This is a genomic window from Caballeronia sp. INML1 (assembly GCF_023631085.1).
In the GTDB taxonomy this organism is placed as follows: Bacteria; Pseudomonadota; Gammaproteobacteria; order Burkholderiales; family Burkholderiaceae; genus Caballeronia; species Caballeronia turbans.
Genome location: NZ_JALQDT010000077.1, coordinates 114,393 through 131,253 on the forward strand (window position 1 = coordinate 114,393; position 16,861 = coordinate 131,253).

The 16,861-nt window shown below is 59.8% G+C and carries 16 protein-coding genes; 9 read left to right on the forward strand and 7 right to left on the reverse strand.

Translation table 11 applies throughout. From position 1 onward, the window contains the following. Window positions 1–11 precede the first annotated feature (11 nt). Window positions 12–866 (reverse strand): fumarylacetoacetate hydrolase family protein, encoded by an 855-nt coding sequence (locus NCR38_RS30990; RefSeq protein WP_053572516.1) that lies wholly within the window; start codon window positions 864–866, stop codon window positions 12–14. Between the two features lie 243 nt (window positions 867–1,109). Between NCR38_RS30990 and NCR38_RS30995 the strand changes: the two genes are divergently transcribed. Beyond that, window positions 1,110–1,874 (forward strand): SDR family NAD(P)-dependent oxidoreductase, encoded by a 765-nt coding sequence (locus tag NCR38_RS30995; protein ID WP_250478175.1) that lies wholly within the window; start codon window positions 1,110–1,112, stop codon window positions 1,872–1,874. A gap of 310 nt (window positions 1,875–2,184) precedes the next feature. On the opposite strand, the gene NCR38_RS34570 is transcribed toward NCR38_RS30995, so the two are convergent. From NCR38_RS34570 to NCR38_RS31010, 3 genes are all read right to left on the reverse strand, one after another. Continuing rightward, window positions 2,185–2,607 carry a hypothetical protein gene (locus NCR38_RS34570; protein ID WP_409241448.1) on the reverse strand — a complete coding sequence of 141 codons (423 nt, stop codon included), beginning with the start codon at window positions 2,605–2,607 and terminating at the stop codon, window positions 2,185–2,187. 155 nt (window positions 2,608–2,762) lie between these two features. Then, a complete protein-coding gene (gene cynS / locus NCR38_RS31005; RefSeq protein WP_250478176.1) occupies window positions 2,763–3,233 on the reverse strand; it encodes a cyanase in 471 nt (156 codons plus the stop codon). 33 nt (window positions 3,234–3,266) lie between these two features. Next, window positions 3,267–3,926, reverse strand: a complete 660-nt coding sequence (locus tag NCR38_RS31010; RefSeq protein ID WP_250478177.1) for a carbonic anhydrase — start codon at window positions 3,924–3,926, stop codon at window positions 3,267–3,269. 124 nt (window positions 3,927–4,050) lie between these two features. Between NCR38_RS31010 and cynR the strand changes: the two genes are divergently transcribed. The 8 genes from cynR (at window position 4,051) to NCR38_RS31050 (ending at window position 12,976) form a co-directional block, all read left to right on the forward strand. After that, the gene (cynR, locus tag NCR38_RS31015) at window positions 4,051–4,983 is read left to right on the forward strand and encodes a transcriptional regulator CynR (RefSeq protein WP_250478178.1); all 933 of its coding nucleotides are present in this window, start codon (window positions 4,051–4,053) and stop codon (window positions 4,981–4,983) included. A gap of 144 nt (window positions 4,984–5,127) precedes the next feature. Next, on the forward strand, window positions 5,128–6,522 hold the full coding sequence (locus tag NCR38_RS31020) for a PLP-dependent aminotransferase family protein (protein WP_250478179.1): 1,395 nt from the start codon (window positions 5,128–5,130) through the stop codon (window positions 6,520–6,522). 641 nt (window positions 6,523–7,163) lie between these two features. Beyond that, window positions 7,164–8,309, forward strand: a complete 1,146-nt coding sequence (locus NCR38_RS31025) for a branched-chain amino acid ABC transporter substrate-binding protein (protein ID WP_250478180.1) — start codon at window positions 7,164–7,166, stop codon at window positions 8,307–8,309. A gap of 61 nt (window positions 8,310–8,370) precedes the next feature. After that, window positions 8,371–9,675: an amidase family protein gene (locus tag NCR38_RS31030; protein ID WP_250478181.1), complete on the forward strand. Its 1,305-nt coding sequence runs from the start codon at window positions 8,371–8,373 to the stop codon at window positions 9,673–9,675. A gap of 28 nt (window positions 9,676–9,703) precedes the next feature. After that, on the forward strand, window positions 9,704–10,096 hold the full coding sequence (locus NCR38_RS31035; protein WP_061119778.1) for an ectoine synthase: 393 nt from the start codon (window positions 9,704–9,706) through the stop codon (window positions 10,094–10,096). Between the two features lie 46 nt (window positions 10,097–10,142). Then, complete coding sequence (locus tag NCR38_RS31040) at window positions 10,143–11,243, forward strand: DUF2817 domain-containing protein (protein ID WP_250478182.1); 1,101 nt, start codon at window positions 10,143–10,145, stop codon at window positions 11,241–11,243. A 28-nt stretch (window positions 11,244–11,271) separates the two neighbouring features. Continuing rightward, on the forward strand, window positions 11,272–12,129 hold the full coding sequence (locus tag NCR38_RS31045) for a VOC family protein (protein ID WP_086961325.1): 858 nt from the start codon (window positions 11,272–11,274) through the stop codon (window positions 12,127–12,129). 88 nt (window positions 12,130–12,217) lie between these two features. Beyond that, entirely contained in the window at window positions 12,218–12,976 is a 759-nt protein-coding gene (locus tag NCR38_RS31050; RefSeq protein ID WP_061119781.1) for an NAD(P)H-dependent oxidoreductase, read from the forward strand. A gap of 323 nt (window positions 12,977–13,299) precedes the next feature. On the opposite strand, the gene NCR38_RS31055 is transcribed toward NCR38_RS31050, so the two are convergent. From NCR38_RS31055 to NCR38_RS31065, 3 genes are all read right to left on the reverse strand, one after another. Continuing rightward, on the reverse strand, window positions 13,300–13,791 hold the full coding sequence (locus NCR38_RS31055) for a DUF3331 domain-containing protein (RefSeq protein WP_311394684.1): 492 nt from the start codon (window positions 13,789–13,791) through the stop codon (window positions 13,300–13,302). A gap of 196 nt (window positions 13,792–13,987) precedes the next feature. Continuing rightward, on the reverse strand, window positions 13,988–14,956 hold the full coding sequence (locus NCR38_RS31060; protein WP_250478184.1) for an AraC family transcriptional regulator: 969 nt from the start codon (window positions 14,954–14,956) through the stop codon (window positions 13,988–13,990). A 414-nt stretch (window positions 14,957–15,370) separates the two neighbouring features. Then, window positions 15,371–16,792: an aldehyde dehydrogenase family protein gene (locus tag NCR38_RS31065; RefSeq protein WP_250478185.1), complete on the reverse strand. Its 1,422-nt coding sequence runs from the start codon at window positions 16,790–16,792 to the stop codon at window positions 15,371–15,373. Window positions 16,793–16,861: the final 69 nt, after the last annotated feature.

Sequence of the window (16,861 nt, forward strand, 5' to 3'; positions counted from 1 at the left end):
CGATCTGTCGGTCATAGCAGTTCGTCGACGACGATGTTTCTCAGCGTGCCGACGCGCGAGATCTCGACCTCCACAACATCGCCCGGCTTCATCCACAGCGGCGGATCGCGAAACGCTCCGACGCCGCCGGTCGTGCCTGTGATGATCACGTCGCCCGGCAAGAGCTCGGTGAATACGGAGCAGTACTCGATCAGCCGTGCGACGTCGAAAATTAGGTCATTCGTGAACGCTTCCTGGACGATCGCGCCGTTCAGGCGGGTGATGAGCTTTAGGGACGACGGGTCGCCCACTTCGTCGGGCGTGACAAGGCAAGGCCCGAAGCCGCCCGTGGCGGGGAAGTTCTTGCCCGGCGTGAACTGGATCGTATGTTTCTGCCAGTCGCGCACGGTGCCGTCGTTGTAGCAGGCATATCCTGCAACGTGTTGCAGGGCGTCGGCCTGCTTTACATGCCGCGCCCGCTTCCCGATGACGACGGCCAGCTCGCCTTCGAAGTCGAGCTTCTCCGAGACGTTAGGGCGCACGATGTGCCCCTCGTGACCGGTTTGGGAGTCGGCCCACCGCGTGAAGATCATAGGATGCTTTGGGACTTCGCGCCCTGTCTCCTGCACGTGCGACAGATAGTTGATCCCTACGCATAGGATCTTTTGCGGGTCCGGAATCACCGGCAGGAGGTTGACATTTGCAAGCTGAAGCGCAGCGTCGGCGGTTGCAGCCCAACCACCCAGGTCGGACAACGTGTCCTTCTGCAGCGCTTCTTTCAAAGTCGCGCCGAATCGCGATGCGAGCGGTCCGGCATCGATGACGCGCGCGCCATCGAGCAAGCCCCATGACGCCGTACCCTGGTGTTCAAAGCTAATCAATCTCATGTTTGTCTTCCTAGAATGACAGACGTATGCTAAATTTTTGATGGGGCTGCCGTCAACAGAATTATGGCGGTCCGAGATAGTTTCCGGAGGTTCGAAAACATGTCGGAAGGCGCATGCCCTTGAGCTTTTTTTCCATTTCTTAGGACACCGTTCCTCGAGCTAAAAGAGTGATCGGTGCTGCGTTTTCAGTATCACGCGGCGGCACACGCCGTGTGATAGCAGATACACACGGAGGAGATTGAGATGGCGCGACGACTCGAAGGGAAGGTGGCTGTCCTAACCGGAATTGGCAGCGGCATGGGACGCGCTGCGGCGATTCTATTCGCTGCAGAAGGGGCGAAAGTGGTGGGATGCGACATCGACGAGGAGAGCGGCAGCGCGACGATCGATTCGATTCGCGAAGCTGGCGGGATCGCTGTGGCGCTTGCTCCCTGCGACCCATCCGAAGCGGATCAGGCTCAGGCGCTGATTGACTCCGCCGTGGCAAGTTATGGTGCCATCGACATCGTCTACAACAACGCTGCAAAGGTGCACTTCGCGCCCATCGAAGAGATGACTATCGAGATGTGGCGTGGCACGATGAAGGGCGAACTCGATATAGTGTTCAACGTGTGCAAGGCCGCGTGGGGACACCTCAAGGAGCGGGGCGGGTCGATCATCAATTGTGGATCGGTATCCGGGAAAATGGCCTATGAGGTGCTTCCCGCCCTTGCACACTCCGCGGGCAAGGGCGGGGTCATCGCAATGACGCGTCACCTGGCCATGGAAGGCGGCAAACATGGCATTCGGGTAAACAGTATTTCACCTGGGCTCGTGAGAACCGCGGCTACCGCTGCACTCATGGAAAACCCTGCATGGTTCGAGCCCATGAAACGCAAGCTGATGTTGAATGGACGTGTCGGAACGCCCGAGGACGTCGCGTATTGCGCGCTGTACCTCGCTAGCGACGAAGCCGGCTGGGTCACGGGCGCCGACTTCGCTATCGACGGCGGTACTACTGCATGGTGATGTGCCGCCCGTCGCATCCTTCTTACGGTTGTCGCCCTGCGATCCGGTGTGCGGTCCGAAGCGGCGATGGCGATCGAAGATCGAAAATCGCCGCGGTGCTGACTCGCGGTATCACATCTTCTATCGGGACACGATGCGCGACGCCTTTAACGAACGGGACGTCGCCGCGTCCGCATTCAAGCGGCTGTAACTGAACGATCCGCTGAATGTGCCGGTCGCTTGAGAAGAGTCATGCGGCGGCGGCGCCGCGCTGGTGAGCTGCTCTGGACGGGCAGCGAGCGGGCGTCTTGCTGGACGGCGCAGTCTCGTGTCATCTGTCGGCAATCCGCCCGCATTCGCTGCGGGCGGCCGTCGACTTCATCCAACGGGCCGTTGCGGTGGTCTGATAGAAGCGCTTCTTGTTACCCGCCGTGATTGACACGCCGTCGAGCTTGCTGAGTTCGTCGACCGTGTGGCAGATCAAGCGGCCATCAAAGCCACCCACGGCATGAGTGGCACGGACCGTGTCATGTATGCGATCGACTATCCCTATAAGCGGATCATCTTGGTTCACATGCTGCCGCGCGCCGTCCCGCGCCTTTATGCCTAACACGACAAGACGTCTTGAGCGCTTGCCTCGGCAGCACGATCGTCGACGTGCCCGCCACTCGCCCCCGTCATCGCCCAGATTGCCAACATCAAGACTCATCCCTCCGGGCGGCTCGCGACAGAGCAAGGCGTCCTCGCGATCCATGGCTGGGTCTAGACGGGGGATCCCGTTTCGATGTCATAGTTCGAGAGAGCCAACGCATTCCTAAAAACCTCACGTTCTCGGGCCGCATTATGTCGAACCCGATATCGCAAACGGCGTGCGGCTAGCTCGCGGTTCGTGGCCAAGCATTCGTGAGCTCAGAACGGCTTCGTGGGAAGATATTTCCCGTCCAGTGTGATCACCGCCCGGTGGCCGCCTTCCGGATCGTCGACCTTCTTGATGTCGAGCTTGAAGTTGATCGCACTGATGATGCCGTCGCCGAATTCTTCATGTACCAGAGCCTTTAGCGTCGAGCCATAGACCTGCACCATTTCGTAGAAGCGGTAGATCGTCGGGTCGGTGGGTACGCCGCCCGGAATGCTGCCACGCATCGGAATCGTCTGCAGGCCGCGCGCCGCGTCCGAGTCGAGACCGAGCCTGTCGGCCACGACTTTTGCCACATCCGCCGGCAGGGGATGCTGTCCGAGAAGCGCGGCGGTCACGAAGGCAATGCTGAGTCCGGTGCCTTCCGTGAGTTGCTTGAAGGTTAGGTTCTTCGCGATCTTGGCGTCGATGATTGCGTCGGACAGCGTTGCACGCGCGTTCTCACGGTACTGGGACTGACTCATGATGAATCTCCGGATGGGAAGTTAAGGTGCTGGTCAGGCGGCAAGGCTCGCACGGGCCGGTTCTGCACACGCGTTCGGATGCCTCGAAAGTGAGACGAAACGATGGGTGGCACCATCGAGCGCGTCGACGGATCCCGTTTCAATGTCATAGACCCAGCCATGGATCGCGAGGACGCCTTGCTCGATCGCGAGCCGCACGGAGGGATGAGTCTTGATGTTGGCAAGCTGGGCGATGACGTTTTCGCGAATCATCGAGTCGATGCGGTCGCGTTCGCTCGAATGCTTGCGTGCTTCGTTCACGACCCGCGCTGAATCCGCATACTTGAACCAGCTCCGGACCGACGGCATGTGATCCATGCAGGCGCATGTCGCGATTGCAGTCATGGCGCCGCAGTCCGAATGGCCGCAAATGACGATGTCGGTCACGCCGAGTCCCGCGACGGCATATTCGACGGTCGCGGTCACGCCGCCCGGTTCCGGACCATGAGAAGGAACGATGTTGCCGGCATTACGGATGACGAACAGGTCGCCCGGTTCACGCTGCGTCACGAGTTCGGGCACGAGCCGGCTGTCTGAACACGAGATAAACAGCGCGCGGGGATTTTGGCTCGTTGCAAGCCTCCTAAAGAGTTTCGTGCGCTGTGGGAAGGCTTCCCGCTGAAACCTGAGAAATCCGTCGATGATGTCTCGCATCTTTCACTCCGCGATTGTGAACGGTGGCTCGATGAGGTGAATGCTCGACGGTTTCGGCTATAGTGTCCAAGACCGGTTTCTTATCCGAGCTATAGGGAAGACCAATACCGAAGGAGTCGCAACCATGCTGCTACGACATATCCGGTATCTGCTGGCCGTAGCGGAGCATCGCAATTTCACGCGCGCCGCGCAGGCCCTGCACATATCTCAGCCCACGCTCTCGCAGCAGATCCGACAACTCGAAGAAGCCCTCGGCGCTCTCTTGCTGGATCGGACTGGGCGTTCTATTCGCCTGACCGACGCAGGGGAGGCCTATGTCAGCCACGCGCGGCGTGCGCTGCAGCAACTCGAGTCCGGCAAGCGCGCGATTTCCGATGTTCAGGACCTCAGCCGCGGCGTTCTGCACATCGCGGCAACCCCAACGTTCACCGCTTACTTCGTCGGACCGTTGATTGAGGCATTTAACCGTCTGCATCCGAAAATCATGCTGAGCTTCACGGAGATGCCGCAAGATCGGATGGAGGCCCTGCTTTCCGACGGCGCGCTGGACGTCGGAATCGCATTCGACACGGTCTCGAATGAGGAAATCGAGCCGCAGGTACTTTTCGTTGAGGAACTGGCGCTGATGATCGGCAAGGCGCATCCCCGAGCAAGACGGCAGCTTCGCATGACGCTCAACGAACTCAAGGAGGAGCCGCTGATCTTGTTGAACGGAGAATTCGCGACGCGCCGATACATCGACCGTTATTTCCGCGAGAACGGGGTGGCACCGCGGCTTGCAATGGAAGTCAATTCGATCAGCGCCGCGATTGAAGTCGTCAGCCGCAGTGCGCTTGCGACGCTGCTTCCAGCCGCAATCACGCGTGAGCATCGCGGGCTGTGCAGCGTCCAGCTTGAGCCGGCACTGCCGCAGCGGACGGCCGCGCTGCTGCTTCGCAAGAGTGGGTACAGGAGCGCGGCGACACGGGCTTTCGTGGCTTTATCGGTGCTGCAAAGCGATGCCGAGCGTGCCGCTGGGAAGCGGGTCAAGCGGAGCAAACGTCCTACCACCGAGTGACGGTCTTGCATCTTCTGGCGGTCGGTTCGACGTTTGGCGACAATGCGACGAAGGTGTCAGGCGGATTCGAACGCCGACGATTAACAAATGCTTTAAGCAAACTGCTTTTCGCATACAATCTTCCGAATGTATGTATCGAGAGCGATGATGATCAAGCGGTGGGTTCCGGATATCAAAGCGCGTAAGGGTCCAATCTATCAGCGCATTGCCGATGCGATGGCCGCCGACATCTCGCATGGAACGCTAAATCGGGGCGACCGGCTTCCACCTCAACGAGCTCTGGCCGCGGCGATCGGCGTCGACTTTTCGACCATCAGCCGCGCCTATGCGGAGGCGCAGCGGCGCGGCCTTATCGATGCGCGAGTCGGCAGGGGCACATTTGTCCGTCATATGCGCGACCGAGCGCCCACGCCAGCGTCCAATGCATCGACGGATTTCATGGTGAACTCGCCGCCCAATGTGTTCGAGGGTGAGGCGGGCAATACTCTCTGGAACGAGGTGTCAAGGGCAACGGTCGCACTCGATGCCAAGGCATTCATGCGGTATCAGCCACCGGCGGGAACGATCCACGACCGCGACGTGGGCGCGCAATGGCTGCGCCAGCGCCTGAGCGCGGTCACGGCGGAGCAGGTGCTCGTCTGTCCAGGAACGCAATCCGCATTGCTCGTGGTCATCATGATGCTTGCTGCAAAGGACGACGTCCTGTGCGTCGAAAACCTCACTTATCCTGGCATCATTCTCATCGCGCGCTATCTTGGGATCCGCCTGGTAGGTGTCGAAATGGACGATCAGGGCGCTATTCCGGAATCTCTGGACAAGGTGTGCAAGGAACATCGGGTGAAGGCGTTCTATTGTATGCCGACCTTGCACAATCCCACCACGCGGAGCATGTCGCTGAAACGCAGGATGGCGATTGCCAGCGTGCTGTCACGCCATCGCGTTTCGCTGATCGAGGATGACAACTATTGGCCGCTTCTCGCTGAGCGTGGCAACGAGTTGCCGCCGCTTTCGAGTTTCTTGCCCGACCAGTCTTTCTATCTTTCGGGGCTCTCCAAATGTCTCACGCCGGCGCTGCGAATTGCCTATCTGGCGACGCCGGAAAAGTCTTTCGCCGAGCGTGCTGCTGTCATTTTGCGCGCGACCGCGTCGATGGCGTCACCTCTGAGCGCTGCGTTAGCAACCCGATGGATCGAAGATGGCACCGCGTCAACCTTACTTGCCGCAATATGCCAAGAGGTCGCAGCGCGGCAGTCGTTGGCGCGGGACATTTTGCCCGAACAGACGAAACACACGGACCTGCGAGCGTTCCACACCTGGTTGGTACTGCCGAAAATCTGGACCCGAGCGGCTTTCGCCGAGCGGCTTCGAGCCGACGGCATCAACCTCGCCTTGAGCGATGCTTTTTGCGTCGGCGTAGCAGAGGAGGCCGTGCGCCTCTCATTGGGTGGGCCGCCCACGATCGGCGACCTGAAGTTCGGGCTCGAAAAGATCGCATCGCTGCTCCGCTCTGACCTATCTGAGCCCAGCGTGATCGTGTGAGCTCGCCGTGCTGCGAGTACGCCGGCCTCGCCGGCCTCGCCGGATGCGCCAGTCATTACCGAAGCAGTTCGGCTGCAGTCGTCCTTTTGGGACGAAGATGCCGAGCGGTCGCAGCGAGACCGATACCCCTTTTTTCGACCCGCTGCGATACGGCCGACACTGCCGCCGTATCGCCCCCCGATCCAGTTCCGACCCGTTGCATGCTGGCACGGCAATGGACGTCTTCTCGCGTTAGTTTAAAGCCGATCGCCCTCAGTGTTTGTAACCACTGGCCCGCACCTTTTGAAGGATTGCTATCCCTCAGCGGATTGCACTCATCATGGGCGATGCGACCTAATGAATCTAAGACGCATATCCGGAGGAGCGCCCGGTACACCGATCCCTAGATTCTGCGAACACGTTTCTCATAGCGTTCGTCCCCAGCGTGGCTGCATACAATCGTTTTAATGTCTGCATCTCGCAATCTGGAAGAGACAGGCGTCTTTGTCCATATCGCCGGGTGTGCTTTCTAACTATTATGAAAGTGGTTGCCTAGCCGAAGCTTTGCCAGCATCATCACGTCATGCCATTGTATGTATCTTTGTATGCGTACAATTGCCCAGTTAACCAAACAACCAACGCTGGATGGATGGGAGCGAGCAATGAGGGCTATAACGGGTTTTATTGGCGGTGCGTTGTCGCTGACGCTGGCGCTCGCGCCGATTGCGGGGCGGGCAGACGATGCGATCGTCAAGATCGGCTTTGCGGCGCCGCTTACCGGGCCGTCCGCGGCCGACGGCAAGGAAATGGAAAACGCCGCGCGGCTGGCGGTCGAAGATGCGAATTCACGCCATCCGACGCTCAAGGGAAAGGCCGTTCGATTCGAACTCGAACCGCAAGACGATCAAGGCGATCCTCGCATCGCTTCGCAGATTGCCCAGCGATTCGCCGACATCGGAGTGTCGGGCGTTGTAGGGCACTTCAATTCCACCTGTAGCATCGCCGCTGCGAGAACGTATTCGGCAGCCAACATTGCCCAGGTCAGTCCAAGTTCGACTAGCGCGTCCTATACGCAGCAGGGCTACAAGACGACCTTCAGGGTGGTGGGTCACGATGCCGTAGCCGGCGCGACGCTCGGCAACTATCTGGTCGATCAGCTGAAGGCCAAGCGAATCGCGATCATCGACGATCAGACTGACTTCGGGCGAGGCCTCGCCGACCGGGTCGAGGCGACCCTGCGCGAGCGCCACGCGAACGTTGTGGCGCATGAATATGTGACCGATAAGACCATCGACTTTAGCGCCGTGCTCACTAAGCTGCGCGCCAAGAACCCCGATGTCATTGTCTTCGGCGGCTTCGACGCGCAGGCGGCTCAGGTGGTAAGACGGATGCGCAGTTTGGGTCTGACGGCGACGCTCGTCGGCGAGGGGTTCAACAACGAGATCTTTCTTGACCTTGCCAAAGGTGAGGGAGAGGGTTCGCTGGCCGTTCAGCCCGGAATACCGTTTTCGCAGATGCCCGGAACGGACTTCGTCAATCGTTATCGCACGCGCTTCGGTACGAGTCTGAAAGGCTTCCAGGGGCCGTATGCCTACGACGCCGCGTCCGTGATCATCGAAGCGGTGCTTAAGGCTCAGTCGAAGGATCCGGCCAAAGTGCTGGCTGCTGTCGCCGACAGCAGCATCAAAGGCGCCACCGGACCTATCGCATTCGATGCACGCGGCGATCTGGCCAGCGCTCCATACACGCTCTACAAGCTAGAAGGAAAAGACTGGCGCGACATCGACGTGATCCGGGCGAAGCAATGACATGCAGGCTTAATGCGTTGGCAAGCGAAGTAAGGTCTCGCACGCGGGAGGGCTGAGACAGATGTCGGGCGAATCGAGGGTCGAGCAAAGCCGAGCGGTTTCGTTGGCATTCAGTGGGCTGGACAAAGTGTTCCTGCGCACGCGATTCGATGCCGCTGCAGCCGATGCCATCGCGACTGACCAGGCAGTCGCATCCGGCGCAAGCCTCCCGCTGAACGGAGTGATTCTGGCCGTGAAGGCGTGCTTCGATGTCGCCGGATGGGTCACCGACGCGGCTTCGGCCGTTCTATCGGACCAGCCCGAAGCGACGCGCGATGCTCCGGCCGTTGCTGGGCTGCGCGCCGCCGGTGCAACACTGGTGGCGCACACTAACATGACCGAATTCGCCTTCGGCGCTCTTGGCATCAACAACACCACGGGCACGCCGGTTACTCCGCTCGATGCGCATGGAGAACGGGTTGCCGGCGGATCGACTTCCGGCGGCGCCGTTGCAGTTGCAAGAGGTTTTGCGGACATTGCGCTCGGTACCGACACGAGCGGTTCGATCAGGATTCCGGCGGCGTTTTGCGGGATCGTAGGCTTCAAGCCTTCGACGAATGTTATCTCGACGCAAGGGTGCATTCCGCTGTCGACCACCTTCGATGCGCCAGGCTTCATTGCCCGCGATGTAAACACCATTGTCAGGGTGGTAGAGGCGTTGAAACTTTACAGGACACCCGTCGTGCGGGTTCGGCCGACGAGGCAGCTTGAAGGGATCCGGCTGGCTCTGCCCGTGGATTTCGCACTGACTGGTTGCGATCCGACTGTCGTCGCAGCGTTTGAAGCGTGTGTCAATCGCCTTGCCAGCCTTGGTGCTTCGATCGTTGAGACCGACTTCATGGACCTTAGAGCGCCGTCGCGTATTGCCGCCGAAAGCGGGATCATTGTGGCGGACGCCTTCGCATGGCACGAACCGTGGATTCGTACGCGACTGGCGCGTTACGACCCGCTCGTCGGGCCCAGGATATTGCGCGGTGAATCGATTCCCGCTTATCGATACCTGAAGGGCGCGGCAGCGCTCAAGCACGAAGCCAATGTGTTTGACGCAGAAATGGCGCGCTACGATGCTCTGTTGACCCCGACAGTGCCCATTGTTCCGCCTCGGATCGCAGACGTGACCGCGGACGAGATCGAGTATCTTCGTGTGAACGCGCTATCTTTCAGTCTCACCGAGCTGGCGAATCGCCTTGACGCGCCGAGCATCGCCATGCAGTTCGATCCGGCCAGGCCGCGACCGTTCGGGCTGATGCTCACTGGACGCCGCCATCGCGACATCGATCTGCTCTCCGTGGCGCGCCGAGTCGAGGCGGCGCTGTCGAAACCTTAATGCGAGATCCATCGAAGAGGAAACAGAAATGATCGTCAGAGACGTTGCATCGATCGTTGGAACGGCACGGCACGCCTCCGGAAAAGGGTGGGAAAGCAAGCGGCTCATCGTCGCGAGCGATGACGTGGGATTTTCGGTTCATGACACCACGGTCCTCGAAGGAACTGAGCTGGAACTGGAGTACAAGCATCACATCGAGGCTAACTACTGTTTCGCAGGAGTAGGAGAAGTCGTCAACCTCGCCACCGGCGACACGCACACCATTCAGGCCGGATCCATCTACGTCCTCGATAAGCACGACCGTCATAAAGTGCGCGCAGTCAAAGGCGATCTTCGTTTGGTCTGCGTTTTCAATCCGCCTCTCGTCGGTGATGAAACGCATCGCGATGACGGCAGTTACGCACCTTCGCGAGATCAGTAGCCCACCGCTGATCGACGCGGCTCATTAAGGCGGACGGGGCGCACTCATGTTCTTCGCAAACACCGACTACTTTTCTCCGACATATGCTGTCGCACGCGATAAGTTTCGCGCCGCGGCAAGCGGCGCGGGGGCGGATCTACACGTCTACGATTACGATCGCTCGTCCGGGATCGAGGAGGAGCGTCTGAGCATCGACGTCGCGTGTTTAGGAAGCGCAACGAGCCGGCACAAACTTGTGGTCATCAGCGGAACGCATGGAGCTGAAGGCTACGCCGGCTCCGCGCTCCAGACCGCGTGGCTTCGGCTCTGTGCCTCGCGGCGAGAGCTCGACCACATTGGCGTGATTCTCGTCCACGCACTTAATCCCTATGGCTTCTCGTATGGCGTTCGGACCAACGAAGACGGCATCGACCTCAATCGTAATTTCGTGGACTTCTCGAGGGGCAGGCCGGAAAACCGGATCTACGACGAAGTGCATCGCTTCCTGAACGCGGACATTGCCGACGCGGATCGGTGTTCGCACGCCGAAGCAGGGCTCAGCGCCGCGCGCAACCGTCTCGGAGAGGACGCGCTTTTTGACGCGATCGCACGCGGCCAGTACGCGCACCCGGACGGCGTGTTCTTCGGAGGCACGCGGCGGACATGGGAAAACCATACGCTGCAAAGAATTGTGCAGGCGCATCTTCTACCGGCGGAGAAGGTGGCGGTAATCGACTGGCACACCGGCATCGGCGATTACGGCGAGGCATTTTTCCTGCCGTTCGCTGACGCCGAATCCGATGCATACCGGCGAACCACGCAATGGTGGGAGAAGGATGGCTTGCCTGCTGCGCGTCCGCATGGACGCAGCTGCCCCCGCTACCAGGGTCTGGTTTTTGACGGCATCCGGAAGCTTCTGCCGCATGCGGAAGTGGCAGGCGGCGTCATCGAGTGGGGCACGCGCGGCCGCGAGCCGGGCGAGCTGGCCATCCGGCAGGACCTATGGCTACGCCGGTTCAGCGATCGCTATCCGCGAGAGGCGGTCGTACAAGTGCGCGCAGACCTTCTCGACTCATTTGTTCCCACATCCTATGTCTGGCGTAATTCGGTGCTTTCGTCGGGTACGGGGATCGTCGATAAGACCGTGGACGGACTAATCCAATGGTAAGTTCTTTTGACCAGGGATCGTTAGGTAAATGAAGACGCCATTCCGGTTTGACCACCTCGTCGTGGCAGTGCATTCCTTAGAGGCGGCTGTGTTGGACTATCGGCGACTGGGCTTCAACGTTTCTGCCGGTGGACGGCACACCCATGCGCCGACGCGCAATGCGCTCATTTATTTTCACGACGGCGCTTATATCGAGTTGATCGAATGGGTCAACCCCGCGAACGGCGAGAAATGGTACGAACGTCTGACGAGACGAGGCGAAGGAGTCATCGACTTCGCGCTCTGCCCTGCGGATTTCTCGATCGAAACGCAACGGTCGGACAGGCGCTACGACTTCTACAAGAACGCTTCTGCAGGCTCGCGCGTTCAGGCGGACGGCGCGGAGATGCACTGGCTACTTGGCTGGCCGACAGACGAGGCGCTTCCATTCCTCTGCGCCGATGTGACTGCGAGACACCTTCGCGTCCCTGAGGGAGACTGTCGTGTTCATTCGAATGGCACGCTAGGAATTCGCAGCGTTTCGGTTCAGGTGCTCAATCTCGACAAGGCGGTGCAACGTTACGAACGCTTGCTTCTGTCGACCGCTGAGCGCATTGATCTTCCCTGGCTGGAGGATGTAGGTCTCGAGGCCGCGTCTTTGATGGTCTGCACGACGCGGATTTTCCTTGTATCGCCGAGAACCCACAGCAAGGTGGACATCGCGCAAGCGCTGGCACGCGATCTGTCGACCTATGGCTCGAGAGTGTATCGAGTTGCACTAGCGCATGACCGGCAGAATGCTCCGCCTACAATGCCGCTCGATCTGACGCACGGCGCGCACCTGACGACGCCCGAAGCGGACGATGATATCGAATCGCAACTGCTTCCTCTTCGCGCCGCGCGCTGATTACCGCGGCAGACGTTCCGGCAAATCGCGGCGGCGGCGTCGGGGCGACAGCCTAGCGTCATAAGAGAATTGATATCGAGGGGAACAGATGAAAGCACTAGTCGTTTTCGCCCACCCGGAAGCACAATCGTTCAACGGGCAACTTAAGGAAACTATCGTCGCGGCGCTTCGCGAACAAGGAGCCGACGTTCATGTTTCCGATCTGTACGCGATGGGCTTCGATCCGGTCGAAGGACCCACACATTTCGAGCATCGCGCGCGGCCTGATGTCTTCGATGTACAGACAGAACAGCGCCATGCCTTCGACGAGCAACTGATGAGTGAGGACATACGCGCGGAAATCGCCAAGCTGCTGGAAGCGGACCTCGTCGTCTTCCAGTTTCCGATCTGGTGGTTCTCGATGCCAGCGATGCTTAAGGGATGGCTGGATCGCGTATTCGTGTATGGGCTTTTCACGAGCAGGCGACGCTACGACGAGGGCTTCTTTGTCGGACGCCGCGCGCTGGTATCCGTGACCGCGGGCGGCCCGGAGTCGACCTTCAGCCACAACGGACGCAACGGCGACCTCGATCTTATTCTCTGGCCGCTGCACTTCACATTGCACTACATGGGGTACACAGTGCTGCCATTTTTTGCGACCTTCGGGATCTCAGCGTCTATACGCTACGCGGGTATATCAGCCGATGCGCCGCGTCTCGAGCGCTACAAGGCGGATTTGCGGGCGCATATTGCGAAGATCGACCATATGACGCCGCTTCGGTTCAACGGCTGGCAAGACTGGGATGCGCTGGGTCAACTGAAGCCCGACGCGCCGAGCTTCAGTCCGTTCATGCGCCATGCTTTTTGATCTTGTGTGCGTAGGCTCCTAGTAACGCTGAAGTGGCTCGGACTTTTTGGCCGTATCTTGTCAGAGTCCAAGTTCGCCGAGACTGGCGGTGGTTGCCCGGATGCGTCCGTACGGTCAGAAAAATTCCGATCGCTTCCTTGATACGGAAGTCGTTAATCCGTCCTGTGAGCCGAACGTTCAGAACGACGGACGGCCGACGAAAGGCGGATAGGGCAGGCTTCACTGTTACAGAGTCATTCGACGCTAAAGCAAGTACAGCGATGCCATGCGGCCAAGTGCCAGCTCGGGGCAACAAGTGCGCAATCCATGGTGGTCTGTTGCAGTCACCGACCGGCACGTGGTGCGGCGGCCCAATCGAAGACATTGTATGCGCCTGCTTCAACGTGGTCGGCGAGGGCGCTCGCCAAGATCATCGCGTCGGAGTTGACCGGGCCTCCAACGCCCCTCCGAGATGGGCGGAAGACATCCGCGCCGCGCGTGACGGACTGGCCCGACAGAGAGCATATTCCGGCGCGCCGCGCTTTGCCTCTGCGCCATTTCTGATCCTCGTAATGACAAGCGGTAGAGTCATGCCACGACAGGGTCGCCGTTCGGGCGCTGAGCTCGGCGATGCGGATTCGAACGCAGTCATTCCTCGCCTGACTCTCGGCCGTTGGCGCGACCGCCTCTTTCCACCGCCTTGTCGCTTGAATGGTCCGTGACTTATAGTGCGGTGTCACCACGTTCAATCCCGCGCATTCGGGAAGCCGTCTTAACCGCTCGAGCGTGTCCTGCCAGACAAGAAAGTCGTTTTCTCGATCATTCATTCCTGACATCCCTCTGTGGCGACTGGTCAGCGTTTGATAGGAGCCGCTCCTCGCATGTTTTCACACACAAAAGCTGTCGGTCTTTCAATCCCGCGCGCTGCGTGGGGCATGAATTTCAAAAAAGAAGAGCGGCCGCGGACATCTACAAGCGTCGTTCTCACATCGTGGGCAAACCGAACATCAGTCGAGGGGACCGACCGGCTGGTCACGGTGCTTCGACTTGGGCAGCGGAAGCGGCGCTCAGTCGCCATCGTTGCGGCGTCATGCCGGTCACTTTCCGAAACACGGTCGTGAAGTGTGCTTGCGAATTGAAGCCGACAGATATCGCGATTTGAGCGATGGGCATACGATTTTCCGCCAGCAGGCCCTTGGCGGTTTCCAGTCGCATGACAGTGAGGTATGTGTGAGGGCTTAGTCCTGTCAAGCGCTTGAACTGCGACGCGAAATGCATTCGGCTGAGGCCGGCGAGGTCAGCGATGTCACTGAGCGTCACCCGCTCGCCTAATCGGCTCTCCATATACGCGATCGTCCGTTCGAGCCACCACGGAGGCAGCGCTTGCCTCGGCTTGTCGTCAAGCTGCGACCCATTCTCCATCGCGCGGGTGAGAATGGCCATCACGAGACTGTTAGAAAAAGCGTGTGCGTACGGGTTCCTGAGAGCCTCGGTCTCAAGCAGCATGCACGCGAGCTTGCCCATCATCGTATCGGCCGCAAAACCCGGATCCACAAGCCGATAATCCGGCGCAGCCGCCTTTCCGTGCAACTGGAGATGCACCGAAGCAACCACCGACCGAGGCACAAACACGTGAATAGCTTCGGCACTCCGGGTGAAGCTTGCCTCTAGCTGATCCTCCGGCGCGGTTACTTGCGTGGCGCCAAACGCAACGGGGCCATTACGCAGGTTTCTTCCGTTTTTGGAACACGTAATGGTGGTTGCCCGCAGCAGCACTTCAATGATGTAGTGCGAGCTCTGAGTCGGGGCGGAATACCGACGTTCGACGTGCGTCTCGTCTTTCCAGTAAGCAATGTTTATTCGATCGCCGCGGTGATCCATCGACGCTGCGATGGATCTCCACGAAACCTCCTTGATCAGGACGGGCAATTCGAAGTGTGGCGAAAGAAAATCATAAGCGGCAGCACGGTCAATCAACACAGGATCAGTCGTAGTCACCATCGAGCGCGTAGTAGCTGAAGCAATGTTTCAATCGGCACTTGCGGACTATTCCGGCGAGAGCCGGATTGATTCCCTGCGAACCACAACGTCAGTCGGCGACGATGGCCAGGACTGGAAGTGCCACCCGAAGTCCGAGGAGCCAAGCTTTCAGCGAATCAACGCCGCCTGGCTCGCTCGATGATTGCAGCGAACGCATCGTCCAGACAAGCCGCGGCCGAAGACCGGCGGCGATCAACGTCCGGTTGATACTTACATTACTTGCGTTCGCAGAATAATGCAAACAATTTGATTCTATGCTGCATTGAGTGCATACATTTCGACGCTGATCACATATTCGTCTGCATCGCGCTAACAGGCCGGCCACCGCAGCCCGGCGAAATCGCACGGAGATGTGGGTGGGCTTGAATCGCGGGCTTAACGGACGCCCAGCAGTGCCTTCGGTTCGAGGAACGCTTCGATGCCGAACGTGCCGTATTCGCGGCCGATGCCCGATTGCTTGAATCCGCCGAACGGCGCAGCAGGTTCATGCGCGAGCGTGTTGACGAGCACGCGCCCCGCGTCGATGCGCGACGCCACTGCGTTCGCTCGCGCGGCGTCCGATGAAGCGATGTACGCCTGCAAACCATAAGGCGTATCGTTGGCGATCGCGATGGCATCTTCGATATCGCCGTACGCGATGATCGACAGCACAGGCCCGAAGATTTCCTCTCGCGCAATGGTCATGTCGTTGGTCACGTCGCTGAAGAGCGTCGGACGCACGAACCAGCCCGCGCCGACGTGATCCGGACGCCCCTCGCCACCCGCGATCAGTCGCGCGCCCTCATCGATGCCAATACGGATATAACGCTGCACGCGCTCCCATTGCTTGCGGCTCACCATCGGGCCGATGCTCGTATGCGGATCGCGCGGATCGCCCGAGAGAATCTTCTCGATGGCGCTCACGATTTTCTCTTCGAACTCCGCGAGCCGCGCACGCGGCACCAGAACGCGCGTGCCCGCGATGCATGCCTGACCGCTGTTCATGAAGCCAGCATCGAGCGCGAGCGGCACGGCTTCGTCGAAGTTCGCATCGTCGAGCACGATCGTCGGCGACTTGCCGCCGAGTTCGAGCGTCACGCGCTTGAGCGTATCGGCGGCTGTGCGCAGGATCGTCTTGCCGACGACCGTCGATCCCGTGAACGACAGCTTCGCGACATCGGGATGCGCGCTGATCTCCGCGCCCACAATATCGCCTCGGCCCGTGACGATGTTGAACACGCCTGCCGGAAGTCCCGCCTCATGCAGCGCTTCGGTGACGACGCGCGTTTGCATCGCGCTCATTTCGCTCGGTTTGATGACCGCCGTGCAACCCGCCGCGAGCGCCGCCGCCAGCTTGCCGCAGATAAAGCCGGCGTCGCTATTCCACGGCGTGATCAGCCCGGCAACGCCAAGCGGTTGCATCACCACTTTTGCCGTACCCGCGTCACGCAGGAACGCATAGTCTTCGAGCACCTTCGCCGCTTCCAGCAGCACGTTGCTCGCGTGTCGCGCCATCCAGCGGCCGCGCGAAACCGGTGCGCCGTATTCTTCGACGATGGCCTCGAAAAGCTCATCCTCTTTCGCGATGACGGCGGCGTGCATGCGCTTCAGCATGTCGATACGTTCGCGCTTGTCCGTCCGCGAGAATGCGGGAAATGCGCGCTTCGCCGCCGCAATTGCATTGCGCGCATCGTCCTTGTCTGCGAGGCGCACGCGGCCGATAACTTTTTCTGTCGCGGGATTGAAGAGTTCGAAAAGCTCGTTGCCGTGCGGCGTGACAAACGCGCCGCCGATATAAATCTGGTCGATGTCATGCATGATGAATTCGCTCGGTCGATGTATTGAGCAAAAGATAAGGCGTTTGCATTGATTCGACTAGACGTACAA

Bases quoted from the DNA above. Each gene is read 5' to 3' on its own strand.
- NCR38_RS30990 (WP_053572516.1), bottom strand. From the start codon at position 866: ATGAGATTGATTAGCTTTGAACACCAGGGTACGGCGTCATGGGGCTTG.
- NCR38_RS30995 (WP_250478175.1), top strand. From the start codon at position 1,110: ATGGCGCGACGACTCGAAGGGAAGGTGGCTGTCCTAACCGGAATTGGC.
- NCR38_RS34570 (WP_409241448.1), bottom strand. From the start codon at position 2,607: ATGGATCGCGAGGACGCCTTGCTCTGTCGCGAGCCGCCCGGAGGGATG.
- cynS (WP_250478176.1), bottom strand. From the start codon at position 3,233: ATGAGTCAGTCCCAGTACCGTGAGAACGCGCGTGCAACGCTGTCCGAC.
- NCR38_RS31010 (WP_250478177.1), bottom strand. From the start codon at position 3,926: ATGCGAGACATCATCGACGGATTTCTCAGGTTTCAGCGGGAAGCCTTC.
- cynR (WP_250478178.1), top strand. From the start codon at position 4,051: ATGCTGCTACGACATATCCGGTATCTGCTGGCCGTAGCGGAGCATCGC.
- NCR38_RS31020 (WP_250478179.1), top strand. From the start codon at position 5,128: ATGATGATCAAGCGGTGGGTTCCGGATATCAAAGCGCGTAAGGGTCCA.
- NCR38_RS31025 (WP_250478180.1), top strand. From the start codon at position 7,164: ATGAGGGCTATAACGGGTTTTATTGGCGGTGCGTTGTCGCTGACGCTG.
- NCR38_RS31030 (WP_250478181.1), top strand. From the start codon at position 8,371: ATGTCGGGCGAATCGAGGGTCGAGCAAAGCCGAGCGGTTTCGTTGGCA.
- NCR38_RS31035 (WP_061119778.1), top strand. From the start codon at position 9,704: ATGATCGTCAGAGACGTTGCATCGATCGTTGGAACGGCACGGCACGCC.
- NCR38_RS31040 (WP_250478182.1), top strand. From the start codon at position 10,143: ATGTTCTTCGCAAACACCGACTACTTTTCTCCGACATATGCTGTCGCA.
- NCR38_RS31045 (WP_086961325.1), top strand. From the start codon at position 11,272: ATGAAGACGCCATTCCGGTTTGACCACCTCGTCGTGGCAGTGCATTCC.
- NCR38_RS31050 (WP_061119781.1), top strand. From the start codon at position 12,218: ATGAAAGCACTAGTCGTTTTCGCCCACCCGGAAGCACAATCGTTCAAC.
- NCR38_RS31055 (WP_311394684.1), bottom strand. From the start codon at position 13,791: ATGTCAGGAATGAATGATCGAGAAAACGACTTTCTTGTCTGGCAGGAC.
- NCR38_RS31060 (WP_250478184.1), bottom strand. From the start codon at position 14,956: ATGGTGACTACGACTGATCCTGTGTTGATTGACCGTGCTGCCGCTTAT.
- NCR38_RS31065 (WP_250478185.1), bottom strand. From the start codon at position 16,792: ATGCATGACATCGACCAGATTTATATCGGCGGCGCGTTTGTCACGCCG.